This is a genomic window from Sphingomonas jejuensis (assembly GCF_011927695.1).
In the GTDB taxonomy this organism is placed as follows: domain Bacteria; phylum Pseudomonadota; class Alphaproteobacteria; order Sphingomonadales; family Sphingomonadaceae; genus Sphingomonas_K; species Sphingomonas_K jejuensis.
Map to the genome: position 1 here is coordinate 439,683 of NZ_JAATJE010000002.1, position 17,328 is coordinate 457,010.

The following is a 17,328-nucleotide window of genomic DNA, read 5'->3' on the forward strand; positions in this document are numbered from 1 at the left end:
GATGAAGCGTGCATGATCGCGGAGGAACCACCCTACGCGCCAGCATCCCGGCGCGCGCGCCGGTGGCCGATCGTGCTGCTGCTGGCGATTGCTCTCTTCCTGGCCGGCGTCGCGGCGGCCGTCTGGGCATTCCGCGACCCGGGCATGCGCGACCTGATCGCCGAAGAGCCCGAGAGCATGACCAACACCGCAGCCCCCATGCCGGTGGCGGCGGTGACACCACCCCCGATCGTCCCGACCGCAGATCCGGCGGCAACCGAGACCGCCGACGCGCTGGACGAACGCGTGGCGGCGCTGGAAGCACGCATCGATCAGGTCGGCCGGCGTGCGCAGAGCGCGGCGGGCGACGCGGCGCGTGCGGAAGGTCTGCTGGTCGCCTTCGCCGCCCGCCGCGCGCTCGATCGCGGTCTCGGCCTCGGCTACCTCGAAGGTCAGCTGAACGATCGCTTCGGAACCGCCCAGCCCCTGGCGGTGCGCACCGTGATCGCGGCCGCACGGGACCCGGTCACGATCGAGGATCTCCAGCTTGATTTGGAGGAGATCGCTCCCGCGCTCGGCCGCGGCAGCGCGGACGAAGGCTGGTTCGACGGCGTGCGCCGGAACCTGTCGGAGCTGATCGTGATCCGCCGGGCAGGCACACCGTCGCCCCTTTCGTCCGAGCGGCTCCGCCGCGCGCGGCGGATGCTGGAGGGCGGCCGTGTCGATGCGGCGATGGCGGAGGTCGCGCGGATGCCGGGCCGCGACGGTGCCGCCGCCTGGCTGACCGACGCGCGGCGCTATGTCGCGGCGCGCCGGGCGCTGGACGTGCTGGAAACGGCTGCCCTGCTTGCGCAACAGCCGCAGCCGGGTGCGGCGGGCGTGACCCAGCCAGCCGTGACCGACGCGGATCAGCCTACGCCCGATGCGGCGGCGCGCCCGTAATTTCCGATTAGTGAGGTCGCGGCCGATGGCGACTGGAGCGGGCGAAGGGATTCGAACCCTCGACCCCGACCTTGGCAAGGTCGTGCTCTACCCCTGAGCTACGCCCGCTCTGGCGTTGCGCGACCCTGGTGGGCCGGCGGGTGAGGTCGGGCTGATAACGGCAAGGATTGGGCACCGCAAGCCCCTTCGCATGCAAAGGCCGCCCGCGGCTCCGCGGGGGTTGGCATGGATGCGCGGTGCCCTCACATACGACAGTACGATCAAGGCAAGGTGGAGAGTGGCGGTGGCGACTTTGGGGATGAGCGCGGCGGACCGTGAGGCGATTGAGGCCTTTCGCCGCGACGTCGTCGAGCCGTCGATGACCAAGCTCGTGATCCTCGATTTCTGGGCGGAATGGTGCGGTCCGTGCAAGGCGCTGGGGCCGGTGCTCGACGCCGTGGCCGAACGCTATGCGGCACGCGGCGTGGTGCTGCGCAAGCTCGACGTCGACAAGGAGAAGATGATCGCGGCCCAGTTCCAGGTCCGGTCGATTCCGACAGTCTATGCCCTGTTCCAGGGTCAGCTGGTCGCGGACCTCACCAACTATCGCACGGAGGCGCAGCTCAGCCAGGCGCTGGACGAGATCCTGCGACAGCTGCCGGTCGAGGCGGGCGAGCCCGCCGACGCCGCGGCGGACGTCGCTCCGCTGATCGGGATGGGCGAGGAGGTGCTGGACAGCGGCGACGCCGAACGTGCGGCGTCGATCTTCACGCAGCTGTTCGACATGGCGCCCGACAACCCTGCCGTCATCGCGGGGCTGGCTCGCGCGCTCGTGGCGCTGGGCCGGATCGAGGACGCGGAGGCACTGATCGAGGCCCATGCCGCGGACAGCACCGACGCCGCCATCACCCGCGCGCGGACCGCCGTGTCGCTGGCGAAGGACGCGCAGCCCGCCGACGAGCTCGACGGATTGCGGGCGCAGGTCGCTGCCGACCCCGACGATCATCAGGCCCATATCGATCTGGCCGGCGGCCTGATGGCGGCGGGTGACCGCGACGGTGCCGCCGACCTGCTGCTCCGTTCGATCGCGCGCGACCGGGAGTGGAACGACGGCGCGGCCCGCCAGAAGCTGTTGCAGCTGATGCAGGTGGTCGGCCTGGAAGATCCGTGGGCGTCGGCGACCCGCCGGCGGCTGTCGGCGCTGCTGTTCGGCTGATCCGTGCGCTCCACGTCCCGCCTGTCGATCTTCCCGCTTGGGGGCGCGCTGCTATTCCCGGGCATGCAGCTGCCGCTCCACATCTTCGAACCGCGTTATCGCGCGCTGGTGAGCGATGCCATGGCGCGCGATCGCAGGATCGGGATGGTGCAGCCGCGCGGCGATGGCGATCCGCCGCCGCTGTTCGATGTCGGTTGCGTGGGGCGCATCGCCCATGTCGAGGCGCTGGACGACGGCCGTTACAACATCCTGCTGGAAGGCGTGGCGCGGTTCCGCATCGTCTCGGAACTGGATGTGGCAACGCCCTTCCGGCAGGTCGAGGCGACCATCGAGGAGGCAGCCCCCGACGAGAGTCTGGCGGCCGTCCAGCGTGCGGCGCTGGAGAGCGAGTCGCGCCGGTTCGCCGAGGCGCATGGCTATGCGGTGGACTGGAGCGCGGTCAGTCGTCTCGACGACATGTCGCTGGTCAATGGCATCGCGCAGATCGCCCCGTTCGACGTCGCGGCCAAGCAGGCATTGCTTGAGGTGGACGGCATCGCGGCGCGGAGCGAGCTGATCATCCAGCTGATGCAGTTCTTTGGCCGGCATGACGGCGAGAACCGCGTGACGCTGCAATGAGCCTGCCCGACGAGATGGTGGCGCGGCTCGTGTGCCCGGTGACACGCGCTCCGCTCAGACGCGACGGCGAGTGGCTGGTGTCGGACGCGGCGGGATTGGCCTTCCCGATCGTCCGCGGCGTACCCCGGCTTGTGCCGGAGCAGGCACGCCCGACAGCCTAGCCGTCGTTCGACCAGCGCGCGAAGATGGCGGTGGGAAGGAGGAGGCCGCGTGCCTCTTCCCGCACGGTCAGTTCGCCCGCCTCGACCCGCCCCGGCAGGTCCGCGAACAGCTGGCGCATCAGCTCGCCGATCGCCAGCGCCGACATGCGCACCGCGTAGACGGTGAGGAAGCAGAAGCGCGATTGCTGGTCGATGAGCGCGCGAACGTCGGCGAGCAGCGGCGCCAGATCCTGTTCCAGCCGCCATGTTTCCCCTGTGGGACCACGGCCGAACTTTGGCGGGTCGAGCAGGATGCCGTCATACCGCCGTCCGCGCCGACGCTCCCGCGCGACGAACTTGCCGGCATCGTCGACAAGCCAGCGGACCGGGCGATCGTCGAGGCCCGACAGCCGGGCATTGGAACGGGCGGTATCGACCGATTTCTTCGATGCATCGACATGCACCACCTCGGCACCCGCCGCCGCCATCGAAAGCGTGCCCACGCCCGTGTAGCCGAACAGGTTCATCAGCTGCGGCCGTTCGGCGCCTGCGACACGCTCCCGCATCCAAGACCAGACAGGTGCCATGTCCGGAAAGAAACCCAGGTGGCGAAACGGCGTGCACTGCGCGGTGAAGCGGACGTCCTCCCAGGCAAGGGGCCACCCGTCGCGGGGGACCGGGCGGTCGAAACGCCACCGGCCGCCGCCATCCTCATCGGGACCCGGTACGAACTCGGCATCTGCCGCCCACTCGGCGTCGGCGGGCGCCCACAGCGCCTGCGGATCGGGACGAACGAATCTGTAGCCGCCATAGCGCTCCAGCTTTCGCCCGCCGCCCGAATCGACCAGCCCGTAGTCGCCCCAGGCCTCCCCCGTCATCGTCACGAGCGTCATGCGGCGGGGGTCGCGTGCTCGCGCAGATAGCGGGTGAGCGCATCATAGGTGCCGGGGATGGCGGTGCAGCGTTCCTCACGCGCGAACAGGTCGCCGACGCGCGGGGGCAGGCCCGGTCGGTTGCCGGAGGCGCGCTCCACCGCGTCCCGGAATTTGGCGGGGTGAGCGGTCGCCAGCGTGACGATCGGGATGGCGGGGTCGAGATCGATCCGCTGGGCGGCGGACAGGCCGATCGCCGTATGCGGATCGATCAGCTGACCGGACCGCTCGTGCGCCCAGCGCAGCGCCATCGCCATCTCGTCGCCGTCGACCCGCACGCTGGCGAACCGCCGCGCGATCCCGCCACGCTGCTCCGGCGTCAGCCCGACGCGTCCGGCGGCGGCGAAATCCGCCATTTGATCGGACAGGGCGGTGCCGTTGCGGCCGCCTTCCTCGAACAGCAGCCGCTCGAAATTCGAGGAGACGGCGATGTCCATCGACGGGGTGGCCGTCTCCACGACACCCGCCGGCGCATAGTCGCCGGTCTCCAGCGCACGGTGCAGGACATCGTTGACGTTGGTGGCAACGACGAGGCGGGCGATCGGCAGCCCCATGCGCGCGGCCACATAGCCTGCGAACACGTCGCCGAAGTTGCCGGTCGGCACGGAAAAGGCGACGGGACGATGCGGCGCGCCGAGCCGCACGGCTGCGTAGAAATAATAGACGACCTGCGCCAGCAGCCGCGCCCAGTTGATCGAGTTGACCGCCGTCAGCGCATAGCGCCCGGCGATGTCGGGATCGCCGAACATGCGCTTCACCAGCGCCTGCGCGGTGTCGAAGTCGCCTTCGATCGCCAGGTTGTGGACGTTGGGCGCCAGCACCGTCGTCATCTGGCGGCGCTGCACGTCCGACACACGGCCGCGCGGGTGGAGCATGAAGATGTCGAGCCGATCGATGCCGGCAAGTCCATGGATGGCGGCGGAGCCGGTATCGCCCGACGTCGCGCCGATCACCGTCAGGTGACGATCGCTGCCGGCGAGAAAGCGTTCGAGAAGAAGCCCGAGCAGCTGGAGCGCCACATCCTTGAAGGCGAGCGTGGGGCCGTGGAACAGTTCGAGGAGCCAGTGCCGGCCGTCCAGCTGGATCAGCGGGGTGACGGCGGCATGATCGAACCGGCCGTAGGCGGTGCGGCACAGCGCGAGCAGGTCGGCCGCCGGCACCGCGTCGCCGACGAAGGGCTGCATGATGCGCTGGGCGGTTGCGGCATAGTCGAGGCCGGCAAGCGCCGCGATGTCCTCGCCGGTGAGATGCGGCAGGCGGTCCGGCAGGTAGAGGCCACCGTCCGGCGCGAGCCCCGCCATGGTTGCCGCGCGGAAATCGACGGGCGGCGCCGCACCGCGCGTGCTGATGTAGCGGATCATCGCGAGCGCCGGGCCCGGCTGCGTAGTGCCACGACGTAGACCACCAGCGCGATCGCCGCGAAGGCGAACCATTGCACCGCATAGGCCCGGTGGTTGTTCGGGATGCTGTCGATGTCGGGCGGCGCCGCCGGCATCAGCCCGGCCGGGGCGTCGTCGGCGACGAGGCGGATGAGGCTGCGGCTGTCCGGGGCGATCGTGCCGGTCACGCGGCCGCCGGCCCACGCCGGGTTCGCATCGTCCCGGGACCATCCGACCACCACCTGGGCGCCCGGCCCTTCGGCGCCGGTGCGGCAGGACGCGACATGGATCCAACCGGACTCGCCGGCGCGATTGCGACCGCTGGTGGCGCGCCACCCGGCGACCGAAAGGCAGGTCACGGCCGACCGCCGGAACAGTGGGAGCGCGTCGGCGACGGGCGGAGCGGGATAGGCGACCGCCGGCTGATGGGCTGCGGCGGCAAGCTCCCGCAGCACGGCATCCTTCCACTCGGCGCGGCGAAGCTGCCACACGCCAAGCCCGATCATGGTGACCACCGCCGCCAGGACGATGATCGTGGCCAACAGGGGCGGCCGGCCGGTTCGCCCGGTGTCAGGCGTGCCGTCGGCCATCCGGTCAGCCGTGAACCGCGGCGCCCCAGCCACCCCAGACGTAGATCGTCAGGAAGAGGAACAGCCAGACCACGTCCACGAAGTGCCAGTACCAGGCGGCCGCCTCGAACCCGAAATGCTGCCGCGGGGTGAAGTCGCCGCGATAGGTGCGCACCAGGCAGACGATCAGGAAGATCGTGCCGACCAGGACGTGGAAGCCGTGGAAGCCGGTCGCCATGAAGAAGATCGAGCCATAGTTGAGCCCGGAGAAGGCGAACGGCGCATGGGCGTATTCATAGGCCTGGATGGCGCTGAACAGGATGCCGAGGCCGATCGTCAGCCACAGGCCGTTCTTCAGGCTCGCCCGGTCGTTGTGCAACAGCGCATGGTGCGCCCAGGTGATCGTGGTGCCCGAGCACAGCAGGATCAGCGTGTTGAGAAGGGGCAGCCCGAACGCGTCGATCACCTCGACACCGGCCGGCGGCCAGACCCCGCCGACTGCCTCGGCATCGGAGGGGAACAGCGCGAAGTTGAACCAAGCCCAGAACCAGCCAACGAAGAACATCACCTCGGACGCGATGAACAGGATCATTCCGTAGCGCAGGTGCAGCTGGACGACCGGCGTATGATCGCCGCGGTTGGCTTCCCGCACCACGTCCGCCCACCAACTGTAGAAGGTGAACAGGACGGCTGCGAGGCCGACGCCGAACACGGCCGCGCCATAGGGCGCATCGTGCATCCACATGATGCCGCCCGCCGCCATCGCCAGCGCCGAGAACGAACCCACGATGGGCCACGGGCTGGGCGGAAGGATGTGGTAATCGTGGTTCTTGGCGGACGCCATCGTGTCAGGCCCTTGTCTATCTCGGTCTTGCTCTAGCCACCGGTTCCGGCACGGTCCACCGGGAAGAAGGTGTAGCTGAGCGTGATTTCCTGGATGTCGCGCGCGTCCGGGTCCTCCAGGATCGCGGGATCGACATAATAGAGCACCGGCATGCGCACGCGCTGGCCGGGTTCCAGCCGCTGCTCGGTGAAGCAGAAGCACTGGATCTTGGTAAAATATTTGCCCGCCTGGCTCGGCGTGACGTTGAAGGTCGCGGTGCCCGTGACCGGCACCGTTCCCTTGTTCTCGGCGATGAACACCTGCATGTCGCGCGCTCCAACCGTCACCCGGTCGCGGTTCTGTTCCGGGTGGAACGACCAGGGGAGCGCCGGCGACGTGTTCGCGTCGAAACGGATGGAGAGCACATTGCCGGCGACCGGGTGGGCCCGTTCCGCGACAACGGCGGGATCGACGCGCATGGTGGTGCCGCCCCAGCCCGTCACCTGGCAGAACATACGGTAGAGCGGGACGCTGGCGTAGCCGAGGGCGAGCATGCCGAGCGCAGCCACCAAGGCCATCAGGGCCGCCCGCCGGTTCCGATCCTGAAGCGTCGCCGCCATCAGCGCAGACCCAGCTTTGCAATCGTAATGAGGAAGAAGAGGATGGCGAGCGCGCCTAGCACGATCCCCATCACGGTCGCCCGCGATCGCTGCCGCGCGCGGAACAGGTCCTGATCGTCCGGCGTCATGCCAGCAGCAGCCGGTCGGCGACGACGGCCCCGAACAGAGCGAACAGGTAGAGGATCGAGTAGCGGAACAGCGCCCGTTCCGGCGCCATCCGGGTCGGATCCGTCTCCGTCGAGCGCGAGACGCGCCAGGCGAGGAGAAGGAACGGGACGGTGAGCGCCACGGCAGCCGCCGCGTAGAGCCAGCCGGCAAGGTCGAACAGCGCAGGCGCGATCACCACCGCCGCCATCACGATGCTGTAGAACAGGATCTGGCGGCGCGTCTCTAGCTCACCCGCCACGACCGGAAGCATGGGCACGCCGGCCGCCGCGTAGTCGGGCCGCACGAACAGCGCGAGCGCCCAGAAATGCGGCGGCGTCCACATGAAGACGAGCCCGAACAGAACGAGCGGAAGCGCCCCGACCTGACCGGTCGCCGCGGCCCAGCCGATCAGCGCCGGAAACGCACCGGCGGCGCCGCCGATGACGATGTTCTGCGCCGTGCGCCGCTTCAGCCAGACGGTGTAGACCAGCACGTAGAAGAGGATCGACACCAGCAGGATCGCCGCTGCCAGCCAGTTGAGCGCGACGCCCATCAGCAGCACGGAAAAGGCGCCCAGCGCCACGCCGAAATGCAGCGCATCCTGCCGCGCCATGCGGCCGGCGGGAAGCGGGCGCCTGGCCGTGCGCTTCATCAGCGCGTCGATATCGGCCTCGTACCACTGGTTGAGCGCGGCTGCCGCACCGGCGCCGAGCGCGATACACAGGATTGCGGTGAAGCCGAGCACGGGGTGCACCGGCACCCGCGCCGCGAGCAGCCCGCACAGGCCGGTGAAGACGACCAGCGTCATCACCCGCGGCTTGGTCAGCGCGACGAAGTCACGCCAATCGGCGGACAGCTGTGTGCTGCCCGCCGGACTGGTTGCCGGATGTGTCGTGGACGCCATCAGTCGATCTTCGGCAGCGTCTCGAACTGGTGATACGGCGGCGGGCTCGACAGTTCCCACTCAAGCGTGGTGGCGCCTTCGCCCCAGGGATTGTCGCCTGCCTTCTTCCCGGCCGCGAGCGACCAGGCCACGTTCACGAAGAAGATGACCATGCCCAGCGCCATGATGATGTAGCCGTTGGACGCGATATCGTTCCAGGTGGCGTAGGCATCCGGATAGTCCGGATAGCGGCGCGGCATGCCCTGCAGACCCAGGAAGTGCATCGGGAAGAACAGCACGTTCACGCCGATGAAGAACACCCAGAAGTGCAGCTGGCCGAGCAGCTCCGAGTACATCTTCCCGCTCATCTTCGGGAACCAGTAGTAGAAGCCCGCGAAGAGCGAGAACACGGCGCCGAGCGACAGCACATAGTGGAAGTGCGCCACCACGTAGTAGGTGTCGTGCACCACGTCGTCGATGCCGCCGTTGGCGAGCACGACGCCGGTCACGCCGCCGACCGTGAACATGAAGATGAAGCCGATCGCCCACATCATCGGCGTGCGGAACGACAGCGAGCCGCCCCACATCGTCGCGATCCACGAGAAGATCTTCACGCCCGTCGGGACCGCGATGATCATGGTCGCGGCCGTGAAGTACATCTTCGTGTTCACGCTCATGCCGGTCGTGAACATGTGGTGCGCCCACACCACGAACCCGACGACGCCGATCGCGACCATGGCATATGCCATGCCGAGATAGCCGAACACGGGCTTGCGGCTGAAGGTCGCCACGATCTGGCTGACGATGCCGAAGCCCGGCAGGATCATGATGTACACTTCGGGGTGGCCGAAGAACCAGAACAGGTGCTGGTACAGCACCGGATCGCCGCCGCCCTGCGCGTCGAAGAACGCGGTGCCGAAGTTGCGGTCGGTCAGCAGCATGGTGATCGCCGCGGCAAGCACCGGAAGCGCCAGCAGCAGCAGGAAGGCGGTCACCAGCACCGACCACACGAACAGCGGCATCTTGTGCAGGGTCATGCCCGGCGCGCGCATGTTGAAGATGGTGGTGATGAAGTTGATTGCACCCAGGATCGACGACGCGCCAGCCAGGTGGAGCGACAGGATCGCCATGTCCACGGCCGGACCCGCAGAGCCGCTGGTCGACAAGGGGGCATAGACCGTCCAGCCGGTGCCGGCGCCGTTGCCAGTGCCGCCGGAGAAGAAGGCGGATCCCAGCAGGAGCAGGAAGGCCGGCACGATCAGCCAGAAGCTGACATTGTTCATACGCGGAAACGCCATGTCGGGCGCACCGATCATGATCGGGACGAACCAGTTGCCAAAGCCGCCGATCATCGCCGGCATCACCATGAAGAACACCATGATGAGGCCGTGGGCGGTGATCAGCACGTTCCACAGGTGGTGCGCCTGGTCGGGCGTGGCGCCCGGACCGTCCACATAGGTCGCCCACAGGTTCAGATACTGGATGCCCGGCTCGTGCAGCTCCATGCGCATCAGGCCGGACACGGCGCCGCCGATGATCCCCGCGATGATCGCGAAGATCAGGTACAGCGTACCGATGTCCTTGTGGTTGGTCGACAGGAACCAGCGCGCGAAGAACCCCGGTTTGTGGTCGGCGTCATGATGATGTTCGTGCGCATGATCCGCCTGAAAGGCGCTGGCGCCGTAGGCGTTGGGGTTAGCGGCGACGTCGGTCATCGGCTCAGTTTCCGGTGTTGTCGGTCGCGGACTGGTTGGTCGCGACGGCAGGGGTGCCAACTTCGTTCTGGAGCGCCGGCTCGTTGGCGATCGGCTGCGCCGCGCCCTCGGCCGGAGTGGTGGTGTCATCGGCCGCCTCGGCGACGTTGGCCGCCTCGGTCGGCTGCGCGTCGCCCGGCATGGTGCCGCCCTTTGAGCGCACCCAGGCCTCGAACGCCGCCGGCGACACCGCCTCCACCGCGATCGGCATGAAGGCGTGGCGCGCACCGCACAGCTCGGAGCACTGGCCGTAATAGACGCCGGGGCGCTCAACGGTGAAGGTCAGCTCGTTGAGACGGCCGGGAACGGCGTCCATCTTCGCCCAGAATGCGGGAACGGCCCAGCTGTGGATCACGTCGTTTGACGTGACGATCATCTTGATCTCGCGCCCGACGGGCACGACAATCCGGTTGTCCACCGCAAGCAGGCGCGGCTCGCCGCGGCGCGCGGCCTCGTCGTCGGGCAGCATGTTCGAGATCAGCTCGAACTCGCCGTTGTCCGGGTACTGGTAGGTCCAGTACCACTGGTTGCCGACCGCCTTGATGGTGAGCGCGTCGCTCCCGGCCGGCTTGAATTGCGCGGCGAGCAGGCCGAGCGACGGGATGGCGATCGCCACCAGCAGCAGCACCGGCGCAACCGTCCAGATCACCTCGATCAGGGTGTTGTGCGACGTCTTGGACGGCGTCGGATTGGCCGACCGGCGATAGCGCGCGATCACCCAGAGCAGCAGGATCAGGACGAAGATCGAGATGGCGACGATGATCGGCATCAGCACGGCGTTGTGCATCCACGCGGCGCGGCGGCCGTTGGGCGTCACCTGCGGCTGGAGCGTGAAGCCGCCCTGCGTCGGCTGACCGATGCCGCCCTGCGGACGCAGCATCGGGGGCGCGGCCGGATTGGCCGCTGGCGTCGCATCGGCCGCCGGGGCGCCGGGGTTCGGCGCGCCTTCGCCCGGCGTTGCCGGCGCAGGGGCGCCGCCCGGCACGATCGGGGCCGGCGTTTGCAGTGCCTCTGCCGCAGGAACGCCTTGTTGGGCGAGCGCGGCGGCGGGCAGCAGGATCAGCCCAAGCGCGGCGGCAGCGGACTTCAAGAAGGTCATAGTCGTCCCGATCATTCCACTCGGTTCGCGGCAAAGCGGTCGGCACCGACGCCGAACGGGCCTGCGATTCAAGGCCCTATATGCCCGGCTGCTCCCGCCCTCAAGCTTGTCAGCGGAGATTTTGCTGGCATAGCGGCCGAACCATGGACCGCGACGCCATCCTGAACGAATTCCGCGCCGCCGGCGCGCTCCTGGAAGGGCACTTCATCCTGTCCTCCGGCCGGCACAGTCCGGTGTTCCTCCAGAAGATGCTGGTGTTCCAGGACCCCCGCCGCACGGAGCGGCTTTGCCGCGCGCTGGCGGACCGCATCACCGACCGGTTCGGTGCCGTCGACGTGATCGTCTCCCCGGCGATGGGCGGCATCATCCCCGGATATGAGACCGCCCGCGCGCTGGGCTGCCGCGCGATCTTCGTGGAGCGCGAAGAGGGCGAGTTCCGGCTGCGGCGCAACTTCTCCATCGCGCCGGGCGAGCGGGTCGTGATGGTGGAGGACATGGTGACCACCGGCCTTTCCTCGCGGGAGTGCATCGCCGCCATCCGCCGCCATCCGGGCGATCTGCTGGGGGCGGCCTGCCTGATCGACCGCTCGGGCGGCCGGGCGGACATCGGCGTTCCGCTGGTGCCGCTCACCACGCTCGACATCCCAGACTACGCAGCGGATGCGCTCCCTGCCGAGTTGGCGGCGATGCCGGCGGTGAAACCCGGCAGCCGCGATCTCGCCCGGTGATCCGGCTCGGCGTCAACATCGATCATGTGGCGACCGTCAGGAACGCGCGCGGCGCGGGCTATCCCGATCCCGTGCGCGCCGCGCGGCTTGCCGCCGATGCGGGCGCGGACGGCATCACCGCGCACCTGCGGGAGGACCGCCGCCACATCACCGATGACGACATCGCGCGGCTTTCCGCCGAGCTGACGGTCCCGCTGAACCTCGAAATGGCGGCCACGGACGAGATGCTGGCGATTGCGCTGCGCCATCGGCCGCACGCCGCCTGCATCGTTCCCGAAAAGCGCGAGGAGCGGACCACGGAGGGCGGGCTGGATGCCGCCGGGCAGCGCGCGCACCTGGCGCCGATGGCGGCGGCTCTGGCGGAGGCCGGCATCCGGCTGTCGCTGTTCATCGAACCGGACGCGCGCCAGATCGAAGCGGCGTTGCAGCTGGGTGCGCCCGTGGTCGAGCTGCACACCGGTCGCTATGCCGAGCTGGAAGGAGACGCCAAGGTGGAGGAGCTGCGGCGGTTGTCCGATGCGGCGGCGCTTGCCGCCAAGAACGGCATCGAGGTCCATGCCGGCCATGGCCTCACCTTCGACAATGTGCAGCCGGTGGCGGCGATCCCGCAGGTGCGTGAGCTCAACATCGGCCACTTCCTGGTGGGGGAAGCGCTGTTCGACGGCCTGGCTCCCGTTGTCCGCCGGATGAAGGCTCTGATGGACGACGCCCGGTGAGGACGCCGCGGGCGCTCGTTCCTTGGATGGATGCGGCATGATCATCGGTATCGGGTCGGACCTGTGCTCGATCGAGCGGATCGCGCGCTCGCTGGAGCGGTTCGGCGAACGGTTCGAGACACGCGTGTTCACCCAGGCCGAGCTTGCGCGCGCGGCGCGCCGGCCGTTCACCCGGGCCGGAACCCTGGCCAAGCGCTTCGCCGCGAAGGAAGCGATGTCGAAGGCGCTGGGCACCGGCTTTCGACAGGGTGTGTTCATGCGCGACATGGGAGTGGCGAACATGGCCAGCGGCGCGCCGACCATGACGCTCCAGGGCGGTGCCCGGGCGAGGCTTGACGGCATGACGCCGCCGGGCCACGCCGCGCGCATCCACCTGAGCATGACGGACGATCATCCCTGGGCCCAGGCATTTGTCGTAATCGAGGCCGTTGCGGTGCCGGACACGGGGATCGGGAGACTTGAGGCGTGAACGCATCCAAGGCGGCCAAGGCCGGCACCAAGAAGAAGACCGACTGGGTCGGTGAGCTGAAGGGCATCTTCTGGCTGGTGCTGGCGGTGCTCGGCTTCCACAGCTTCGTGGCCAAGCCCTTCTACATCCCGTCCGAATCGATGATGCCGGGGCTGCTGGTCGGCGACCGGCTGGTGGTGTCCAAATTCCCCTATGGCTGGTCGTTCGTGTCGCCCACCTTTCACATCCTGCCGCCGATGCCCGGCCGCGTGCTCGGCCGCATGCCTGAGCGGGGCGACGTGGTGATCGTCTCGCCACCCGGCGTGCGCCAGGACTATATCAAGCGGGTGATCGGCCTGCCGGGCGACCGCATCGAGATGCGCGACGGCACCGTGATCCTGAACGGCGTCCCGATCCGGCGGGAGCGGCAGCCCGACGCGCTGATCCCGGTCGATGCGAACGCGCCCTGCTCGCCCTTCCAGTTTCCGGGAGCGCTGGAGACCACCGCCGCCGGTGGTGAGGTCTGTCGCCTGCCGATCGTCCGCGAAACGCTGCCCAACGGGCGGCAGTACGACACGATCGACCTCGGCCCGACGCCGGCCGATAATTTCGCGGCCTTCACCATCCCGGCCGACCACGTGTTCCTGATGGGCGACAATCGCGATCGCTCTGCCGACAGCCGCGCCGCGCTGATCGACGGGGGTCTGGGCGGGCCGGTGCCGTGGGAGAATCTTGGCGGCCGCGCCGAGTTCACGACCTTCTCGCTCGACGGATCGTCGACCTGGTACAACCCGATCAGCTGGATCGAGGCGCTGCGCCCCGGCCGTGCCGGCAACAGCCTGCATCCGGTCCAAAGCGTCAACTGACGTCCGTCAGCGGGTCGTTTGAGGAGGCGTTGGCGAAAGCTCTCTAGGTGGGGGTCAACAACCCGATCCGGTCGTCGGGTCGGGTCGCCGCGCACCGCAGTGGATGCTGAGGCGGCCCGCACTTAGCGCCGCAGGCCTTGGTCGCGCTGCGTCACGGACGAGAGCCAGCCGAGAGCAGGGTCCTGATCGTCAGGCTGTCCCGCTGCCGACGGTGCTTGGCCCGAGGATGAGCTGCACCAGCGGGCGATCAGCCATTCGCGGTGACGATGTCTGATGCAGGCCGCGCCACAGCCCAATGGCGAAAAACCGGACCCGCGTCGGGCCCGGGTCGCTTTCAGCGCCCGTCGGCGCCCGGTGCGGGGCCACCCGGCGGCATTCCGCCCGGCATGCCCGGCATCCCGCCCATGCCCTGCATCTGCTGCAGCACGGCGGCCGGGATGAAGTCGATCATCTCGACGTCGAAGATCAGCACGCTGTTGGCCGGGATCTCGGGCCCGGGCGACTGTTCGCCATAGCCCAGCGCGGGCGGCAGCCAGATGCGGTACTTGGATCCCTTGGGCATCTTGGTCATGCCCTCTGCAAAGCCGGGGACGACCTGCGCCAGCGGGAACGGCGCGCGCTCGCCCTGATCGAACTGCGATCCGTCGCGCAGCGTGCCGGTGTAGTTCACCAGCACCACGTCCGACATGGTCGGCGTGGCCCCCTCGCCCGGCTCGATCGCGCGGTACTGAAGGCCCGACTCGGTGGTGACGACACCCGGCTGGCGCGCGTTCCATGCCAGGAACTGTTCCGGGGTGCCGGCCTGCGCGACCGGCGCGCTGGTGGTGGCCCAGGCCAGCCCACCGGCGGCGGCGACGGCAAGGCCGATGCCCACCCACAACGAAACAAGGACGCGGCGGCGCGTCGGTCGCAGCGGAACGGCCGTCACCGATGACATGGGTCGAAAAGCCTTACTTGGCGCCGTCGCGCTCGGCGCGCTTGCGCTCCAGCTTGCGAGCCCGGCGGACAGCGGCGGCACGCTCGCGCGCACGCTTCTCCGACGGCTTCTCATAGTGACGGCGCAGCTTCATCTCGCGGTACACGCCCTCACGCTGCAGCTTCTTCTTGAGCGCACGAAGGGCCTGGTCGACATTGTTGTCGCGAACGAGAATTTGCATGAACCGCCGAACTCCGAAAGCCGAACGCGGCCGATTCGCCCAACCGATATGGGCGAAGACCGCGCAATATGAATGCGTTACGCCCGAAACCCTTTCCGGACGCGAACCGCACTCCTAGCACCGCGCGCCAGCCGCTTCAAGTCGCGGCCGAACAGGTCTAGGAACAGGCCGGAGAGGATGGCCGAGGAGACGATCATGGCAACGGCAGTCGACACCCGGATGAGCGAGGCGGAATGGGCAGCGCGGCAGGAGCTGGCCGCCTGTTACCGCGTGTTCGACATGCTCGGCTGGTCCGAGATGATCTACAACCATATTACCGTGAAGGTGCCGGACGAGGAGGGCGCCTTCCTGATCAACCGGTTCGGCCTTCATTTCAGCGAGGTGACCGCGTCCAACCTCGTCAAGATCGACATCGACGGCAATGTTCTGGGTGATCCCGCCCCCGTCAACCGCGCCGGCTTCGTCCAGCACGCCGTGTTCCACCGCAACCTGCCGCACGCGCACTGCATCATGCACACCCATACCACCGCCGGCATGGCGGTGAGCGCGCTGGAAGGCGGGCTCAGGCCCACCAACTTCTATGCCACCGCCTTTGCCGGGCAGCTCGGCTACCACGACTTCGAAGGGGTCACCGTACGTGACGAGGAAGGCGCGCGGCTGATCGCGAGCCTCGGGGACAAGCGCGCCATGTTCCTGCGCAATCACGGCATCCTGGTCATGGGCCGCACGTTGCCAGAGGCGTTCCTGACGCACTGGTCGCTGCAGCGGGCGTGCGAGATCCAGCTGGCGACCATGTCGATGGGAACACCGCTGGAGGTGCCGGCCGAGGTGATCGCCGTGCACCAGCGCGATCTCAGCCAGGCGCAAGCGCCGGGCGGCCCGGGTGCGGCCGATTTCGCCGCCATGGTCCGGCTGGTGGACCGGACGGACCGGAGCTGGCGAGACTGATGGTTGCCCTCACCGTCAACAACCAGCCGGTCGATTACCTGATGGATCCGGACACCCCGCTGCTCTGGGCGCTGCGCGACGCGTCCAACCTGACGGGCGCGAAATATGGCTGCGGCGATGGCAGCTGCGGCGCGTGCACGGTGGATGTCGACGGCGCGGCGGTGCGCGCCTGCACCATGTCGCTGGCGGAGGCGGAAGGCCGCTTCGTCACCACCATCGAGGCGCTGTCGCGCGACCGGAGCCATCCGGTCCAGCAGGCCTGGGTCTCAAATCAGGTGCCGCAGTGCGGGTTCTGCCAGCCCGGCATGATCATGGCGGCCGCCATCCTGCTGCGGCGCACGGCGCGGCCGACCGATACCGAGATCGACGCCGCGATCACCAACCTGTGCCGCTGCGGCACCTATCCCAGGGTTCGGGACGCGATTCGCCGCGCTGGCGCCGTGCAGTCCGGCGCGGAGACGATCGCGGCCGCCCCGCCGCCGCGCATCGATCCGGCCGACGCCGCCGCCGCGGTGCCCGCCCTTACCCCGCCGGAGGCGCGGCAACCTTAACGGCGCGGTTCAACGACGTTCAGCCACGGCTCATGGCGGATGGGTCAAAGAAGCTCCATGATCCGGCGCGTCCTGCACGCGGGTCGTTGGAGAGTATGTCATGCGTAACAGGTTCATTCTGGCGATGCTGGCCGCCAGCGTCGCCGTGCCCGCCTCAGCCCAGGTGGCGGAGCTCGCGCCGACGGAAAGCATCGAGCCGGTGCTGGCGAGTCCGGCCCGGGCGGAGCGGGCTGCCCCCGCAGCGCCCATCGAGATCGCGCAGCGCGAGGGCCGCCGCGGCGGCGGAGAGCGTCGCGGCGGCGGCGAACGCTTTGGTGGTCGCGGGGGCGGAGAAGGCTTCCGCGGGTCGCCGCGCAGCACCAACGAGGCGGTGTTCCGCGCCCGCGAACGCGCGGTGCCATCGTCCATGTCCGCGCAACCGCGCCCCGAGCAGGGCGCACGGCAGGAGTTCCGGCGCGAGCGTCGCGACGCCGGCAGGACTTCCGGCAGGAACGGCGCGGCGACCGGCAGGAGTTCCGGCAGGAGCGTCGCGACTGGCGCCAGGACCGGCCTGCCAACCCGGCGGACAGGGGCGAATGGCGGCGGGAGGGACGCGAGGATCTCCGCGACTTCCGCCAGGATCGCCGTGACGATCGCCAGGATTTCCGGCGCGACCGCCGCGACGACCGTCAGGACTTCCGCCGCGACAACGGGCGGTGGGATCGCGGCGACAATCGCAACTGGAACAACGATCGGCGCTGGAACGACAACCGCGGCTGGAACAATGATCGCCGCTGGAACGACGGGCGGGGATGGAACGGGCGCGATCGCGACGGTCGCGGCTGGGATCGCGGA

Annotated in this window: 21 protein-coding genes and 1 tRNA gene; 10 read left to right on the plus strand and 12 right to left on the minus strand. The window is 69.0% G+C overall.

Annotated features, from left to right (window positions below; genetic code table 11):
* Positions 1 to 12 precede the first annotated feature (12 nt).
* Positions 13 to 921, plus strand: coding sequence for a hypothetical protein (locus GGR88_RS11730; RefSeq protein ID WP_167955199.1), 909 nt, complete (start codon positions 13 to 15; stop codon positions 919 to 921).
* Positions 922 to 954: 33 nt separating this feature from the next.
* Here GGR88_RS11730 and GGR88_RS11735 read toward each other — a convergent pair.
* A tRNA-Gly gene (locus GGR88_RS11735) sits at positions 955 to 1,029 on the minus strand.
* Positions 1,030 to 1,219: 190 nt separating this feature from the next.
* Here GGR88_RS11735 and GGR88_RS11740 point away from each other — a divergent pair.
* Genes GGR88_RS11740 through GGR88_RS15375 form a run of 3 tightly spaced genes read left to right on the plus strand, consistent with a single transcriptional unit; the run spans position 1,220 to position 2,895 of the window.
* Complete coding sequence (locus tag GGR88_RS11740; protein WP_167956192.1) at positions 1,220 to 2,116, plus strand: tetratricopeptide repeat protein; 897 nt, start codon at positions 1,220 to 1,222, stop codon at positions 2,114 to 2,116.
* A 3-nt stretch (positions 2,117 to 2,119) separates the two neighbouring features.
* Positions 2,120 to 2,734 (plus strand): LON peptidase substrate-binding domain-containing protein, encoded by a 615-nt coding sequence (locus GGR88_RS11745; protein ID WP_167955201.1) that lies wholly within the window; start codon positions 2,120 to 2,122, stop codon positions 2,732 to 2,734.
* Positions 2,735 to 2,748: 14 nt separating this feature from the next.
* A complete protein-coding gene (locus GGR88_RS15375) occupies positions 2,749 to 2,895 on the plus strand; it encodes a Trm112 family protein (protein WP_425338493.1) in 147 nt (48 codons plus the stop codon).
* On the opposite strand, the gene GGR88_RS11755 is transcribed toward GGR88_RS15375, so the two are convergent.
* From GGR88_RS11755 to coxB, 9 genes are read right to left on the minus strand one after another with little or no spacing between them, the layout of a single operon-like run.
* Positions 2,892 to 3,767 (minus strand): class I SAM-dependent methyltransferase, encoded by an 876-nt coding sequence (locus GGR88_RS11755; RefSeq protein WP_167955205.1) that lies wholly within the window; start codon positions 3,765 to 3,767, stop codon positions 2,892 to 2,894. The two genes, GGR88_RS15375 and GGR88_RS11755, sit on opposite strands and share 4 nt — an antisense overlap.
* Positions 3,764 to 5,164, minus strand: coding sequence for a threonine synthase (thrC, locus tag GGR88_RS11760; protein ID WP_167956194.1), 1,401 nt, complete (start codon positions 5,162 to 5,164; stop codon positions 3,764 to 3,766). Before thrC ends, GGR88_RS11755 begins: the two co-directional genes overlap by 4 nt.
* The gene (locus GGR88_RS11765) at positions 5,164 to 5,727 is read right to left on the minus strand and encodes an SURF1 family cytochrome oxidase biogenesis protein (protein ID WP_425338484.1); all 564 of its coding nucleotides are present in this window, start codon (positions 5,725 to 5,727) and stop codon (positions 5,164 to 5,166) included. Before GGR88_RS11765 ends, thrC begins: the two co-directional genes overlap by 1 nt.
* Before the next feature lie 52 nt (positions 5,728 to 5,779).
* Positions 5,780 to 6,598: a cytochrome c oxidase subunit 3 gene (locus tag GGR88_RS11770; RefSeq protein WP_167955209.1), complete on the minus strand. Its 819-nt coding sequence runs from the start codon at positions 6,596 to 6,598 to the stop codon at positions 5,780 to 5,782.
* 32 nt (positions 6,599 to 6,630) lie between these two features.
* Positions 6,631 to 7,197, minus strand: a complete 567-nt coding sequence (locus tag GGR88_RS11775) for a cytochrome c oxidase assembly protein (protein WP_167955211.1) — start codon at positions 7,195 to 7,197, stop codon at positions 6,631 to 6,633.
* On the minus strand, positions 7,197 to 7,325 hold the full coding sequence (locus GGR88_RS15530; protein ID WP_280742485.1) for a hypothetical protein: 129 nt from the start codon (positions 7,323 to 7,325) through the stop codon (positions 7,197 to 7,199). Before GGR88_RS15530 ends, GGR88_RS11775 begins: the two co-directional genes overlap by 1 nt.
* Positions 7,322 to 8,248 carry a heme o synthase gene (locus GGR88_RS11780; protein ID WP_167955213.1) on the minus strand — a complete coding sequence of 309 codons (927 nt, stop codon included), beginning with the start codon at positions 8,246 to 8,248 and terminating at the stop codon, positions 7,322 to 7,324. The genes GGR88_RS15530 and GGR88_RS11780 overlap by 4 nt, the downstream gene beginning before the upstream one ends.
* Positions 8,248 to 9,942, minus strand: a complete 1,695-nt coding sequence (ctaD, locus tag GGR88_RS11785; RefSeq protein WP_167955216.1) for a cytochrome c oxidase subunit I — start codon at positions 9,940 to 9,942, stop codon at positions 8,248 to 8,250. The genes GGR88_RS11780 and ctaD overlap by 1 nt, the downstream gene beginning before the upstream one ends.
* Positions 9,943 to 9,946: 4 nt before the next feature.
* The gene (gene coxB, locus GGR88_RS11790; RefSeq protein ID WP_167955219.1) at positions 9,947 to 11,080 is read right to left on the minus strand and encodes a cytochrome c oxidase subunit II; all 1,134 of its coding nucleotides are present in this window, start codon (positions 11,078 to 11,080) and stop codon (positions 9,947 to 9,949) included.
* 143 nt (positions 11,081 to 11,223) lie between these two features.
* Between coxB and pyrE the strand changes: the two genes are divergently transcribed.
* Genes pyrE through lepB form a run of 4 tightly spaced genes read left to right on the plus strand, consistent with a single transcriptional unit; the run spans position 11,224 to position 13,838 of the window.
* Entirely contained in the window at positions 11,224 to 11,808 is a 585-nt protein-coding gene (pyrE, locus tag GGR88_RS15380) for an orotate phosphoribosyltransferase (RefSeq protein WP_167955221.1), read from the plus strand.
* Positions 11,805 to 12,524, plus strand: a complete 720-nt coding sequence (locus GGR88_RS11800) for a pyridoxine 5'-phosphate synthase (protein WP_167955223.1) — start codon at positions 11,805 to 11,807, stop codon at positions 12,522 to 12,524. Before pyrE ends, GGR88_RS11800 begins: the two co-directional genes overlap by 4 nt.
* Before the next feature lie 37 nt (positions 12,525 to 12,561).
* A complete protein-coding gene (gene acpS, locus GGR88_RS11805) occupies positions 12,562 to 12,993 on the plus strand; it encodes a holo-ACP synthase (protein ID WP_167955225.1) in 432 nt (143 codons plus the stop codon).
* Positions 12,990 to 13,838, plus strand: a complete 849-nt coding sequence (gene lepB, locus GGR88_RS11810; RefSeq protein ID WP_167955227.1) for a signal peptidase I — start codon at positions 12,990 to 12,992, stop codon at positions 13,836 to 13,838. Before acpS ends, lepB begins: the two co-directional genes overlap by 4 nt.
* Positions 13,839 to 14,172: 334 nt before the next feature.
* On the opposite strand, the gene GGR88_RS11815 is transcribed toward lepB, so the two are convergent.
* Entirely contained in the window at positions 14,173 to 14,775 is a 603-nt protein-coding gene (locus GGR88_RS11815) for an FKBP-type peptidyl-prolyl cis-trans isomerase (protein WP_167955229.1), read from the minus strand.
* 13 nt (positions 14,776 to 14,788) lie between these two features.
* Complete coding sequence (gene rpsU / locus GGR88_RS11820; RefSeq protein WP_167955231.1) at positions 14,789 to 14,995, minus strand: 30S ribosomal protein S21; 207 nt, start codon at positions 14,993 to 14,995, stop codon at positions 14,789 to 14,791.
* Between the two features lie 195 nt (positions 14,996 to 15,190).
* On the opposite strand from rpsU, the gene GGR88_RS11825 reads away from it, so the two are divergent.
* Complete coding sequence (locus GGR88_RS11825) at positions 15,191 to 15,943, plus strand: class II aldolase/adducin family protein (RefSeq protein ID WP_167955233.1); 753 nt, start codon at positions 15,191 to 15,193, stop codon at positions 15,941 to 15,943.
* Positions 15,943 to 16,494 carry a (2Fe-2S)-binding protein gene (locus GGR88_RS11830; protein ID WP_167955235.1) on the plus strand — a complete coding sequence of 184 codons (552 nt, stop codon included), beginning with the start codon at positions 15,943 to 15,945 and terminating at the stop codon, positions 16,492 to 16,494. The genes GGR88_RS11825 and GGR88_RS11830 overlap by 1 nt, the downstream gene beginning before the upstream one ends.
* The last annotated feature ends 834 nt before the right edge of the window (positions 16,495 to 17,328 follow it).

What these genes read in the sequence shown, in the direction of transcription:
- GGR88_RS11780 (WP_167955213.1), bottom strand. Translation starts at nt 8,248, where the DNA reads ATGGCGTCCACGACACATCCGGCAACCAGTCCGGCGGGCAGCACACAG.
- GGR88_RS11755 (WP_167955205.1), bottom strand. Translation starts at nt 3,767, where the DNA reads ATGACGCTCGTGACGATGACGGGGGAGGCCTGGGGCGACTACGGGCTG.
- coxB (WP_167955219.1), bottom strand. Translation starts at nt 11,080, where the DNA reads ATGACCTTCTTGAAGTCCGCTGCCGCCGCGCTTGGGCTGATCCTGCTG.
- GGR88_RS11830 (WP_167955235.1), top strand. Translation starts at nt 15,943, where the DNA reads ATGGTTGCCCTCACCGTCAACAACCAGCCGGTCGATTACCTGATGGAT.
- GGR88_RS11825 (WP_167955233.1), top strand. Translation starts at nt 15,191, where the DNA reads ATGGCAACGGCAGTCGACACCCGGATGAGCGAGGCGGAATGGGCAGCG.
- GGR88_RS11770 (WP_167955209.1), bottom strand. Translation starts at nt 6,598, where the DNA reads ATGGCGTCCGCCAAGAACCACGATTACCACATCCTTCCGCCCAGCCCG.
- GGR88_RS11775 (WP_167955211.1), bottom strand. Translation starts at nt 7,197, where the DNA reads ATGGCGGCGACGCTTCAGGATCGGAACCGGCGGGCGGCCCTGATGGCC.
- GGR88_RS11815 (WP_167955229.1), bottom strand. Translation starts at nt 14,775, where the DNA reads ATGTCATCGGTGACGGCCGTTCCGCTGCGACCGACGCGCCGCCGCGTC.
- pyrE (WP_167955221.1), top strand. Translation starts at nt 11,224, where the DNA reads ATGGACCGCGACGCCATCCTGAACGAATTCCGCGCCGCCGGCGCGCTC.
- GGR88_RS11740 (WP_167956192.1), top strand. Translation starts at nt 1,220, where the DNA reads ATGAGCGCGGCGGACCGTGAGGCGATTGAGGCCTTTCGCCGCGACGTC.
- GGR88_RS11730 (WP_167955199.1), top strand. Translation starts at nt 13, where the DNA reads ATGATCGCGGAGGAACCACCCTACGCGCCAGCATCCCGGCGCGCGCGC.
- rpsU (WP_167955231.1), bottom strand. Translation starts at nt 14,995, where the DNA reads ATGCAAATTCTCGTTCGCGACAACAATGTCGACCAGGCCCTTCGTGCG.
- GGR88_RS15530 (WP_280742485.1), bottom strand. Translation starts at nt 7,325, where the DNA reads ATGACGCCGGACGATCAGGACCTGTTCCGCGCGCGGCAGCGATCGCGG.
- acpS (WP_167955225.1), top strand. Translation starts at nt 12,562, where the DNA reads ATGATCATCGGTATCGGGTCGGACCTGTGCTCGATCGAGCGGATCGCG.
- GGR88_RS15375 (WP_425338493.1), top strand. Translation starts at nt 2,749, where the DNA reads ATGGTGGCGCGGCTCGTGTGCCCGGTGACACGCGCTCCGCTCAGACGC.
- ctaD (WP_167955216.1), bottom strand. Translation starts at nt 9,942, where the DNA reads ATGACCGACGTCGCCGCTAACCCCAACGCCTACGGCGCCAGCGCCTTT.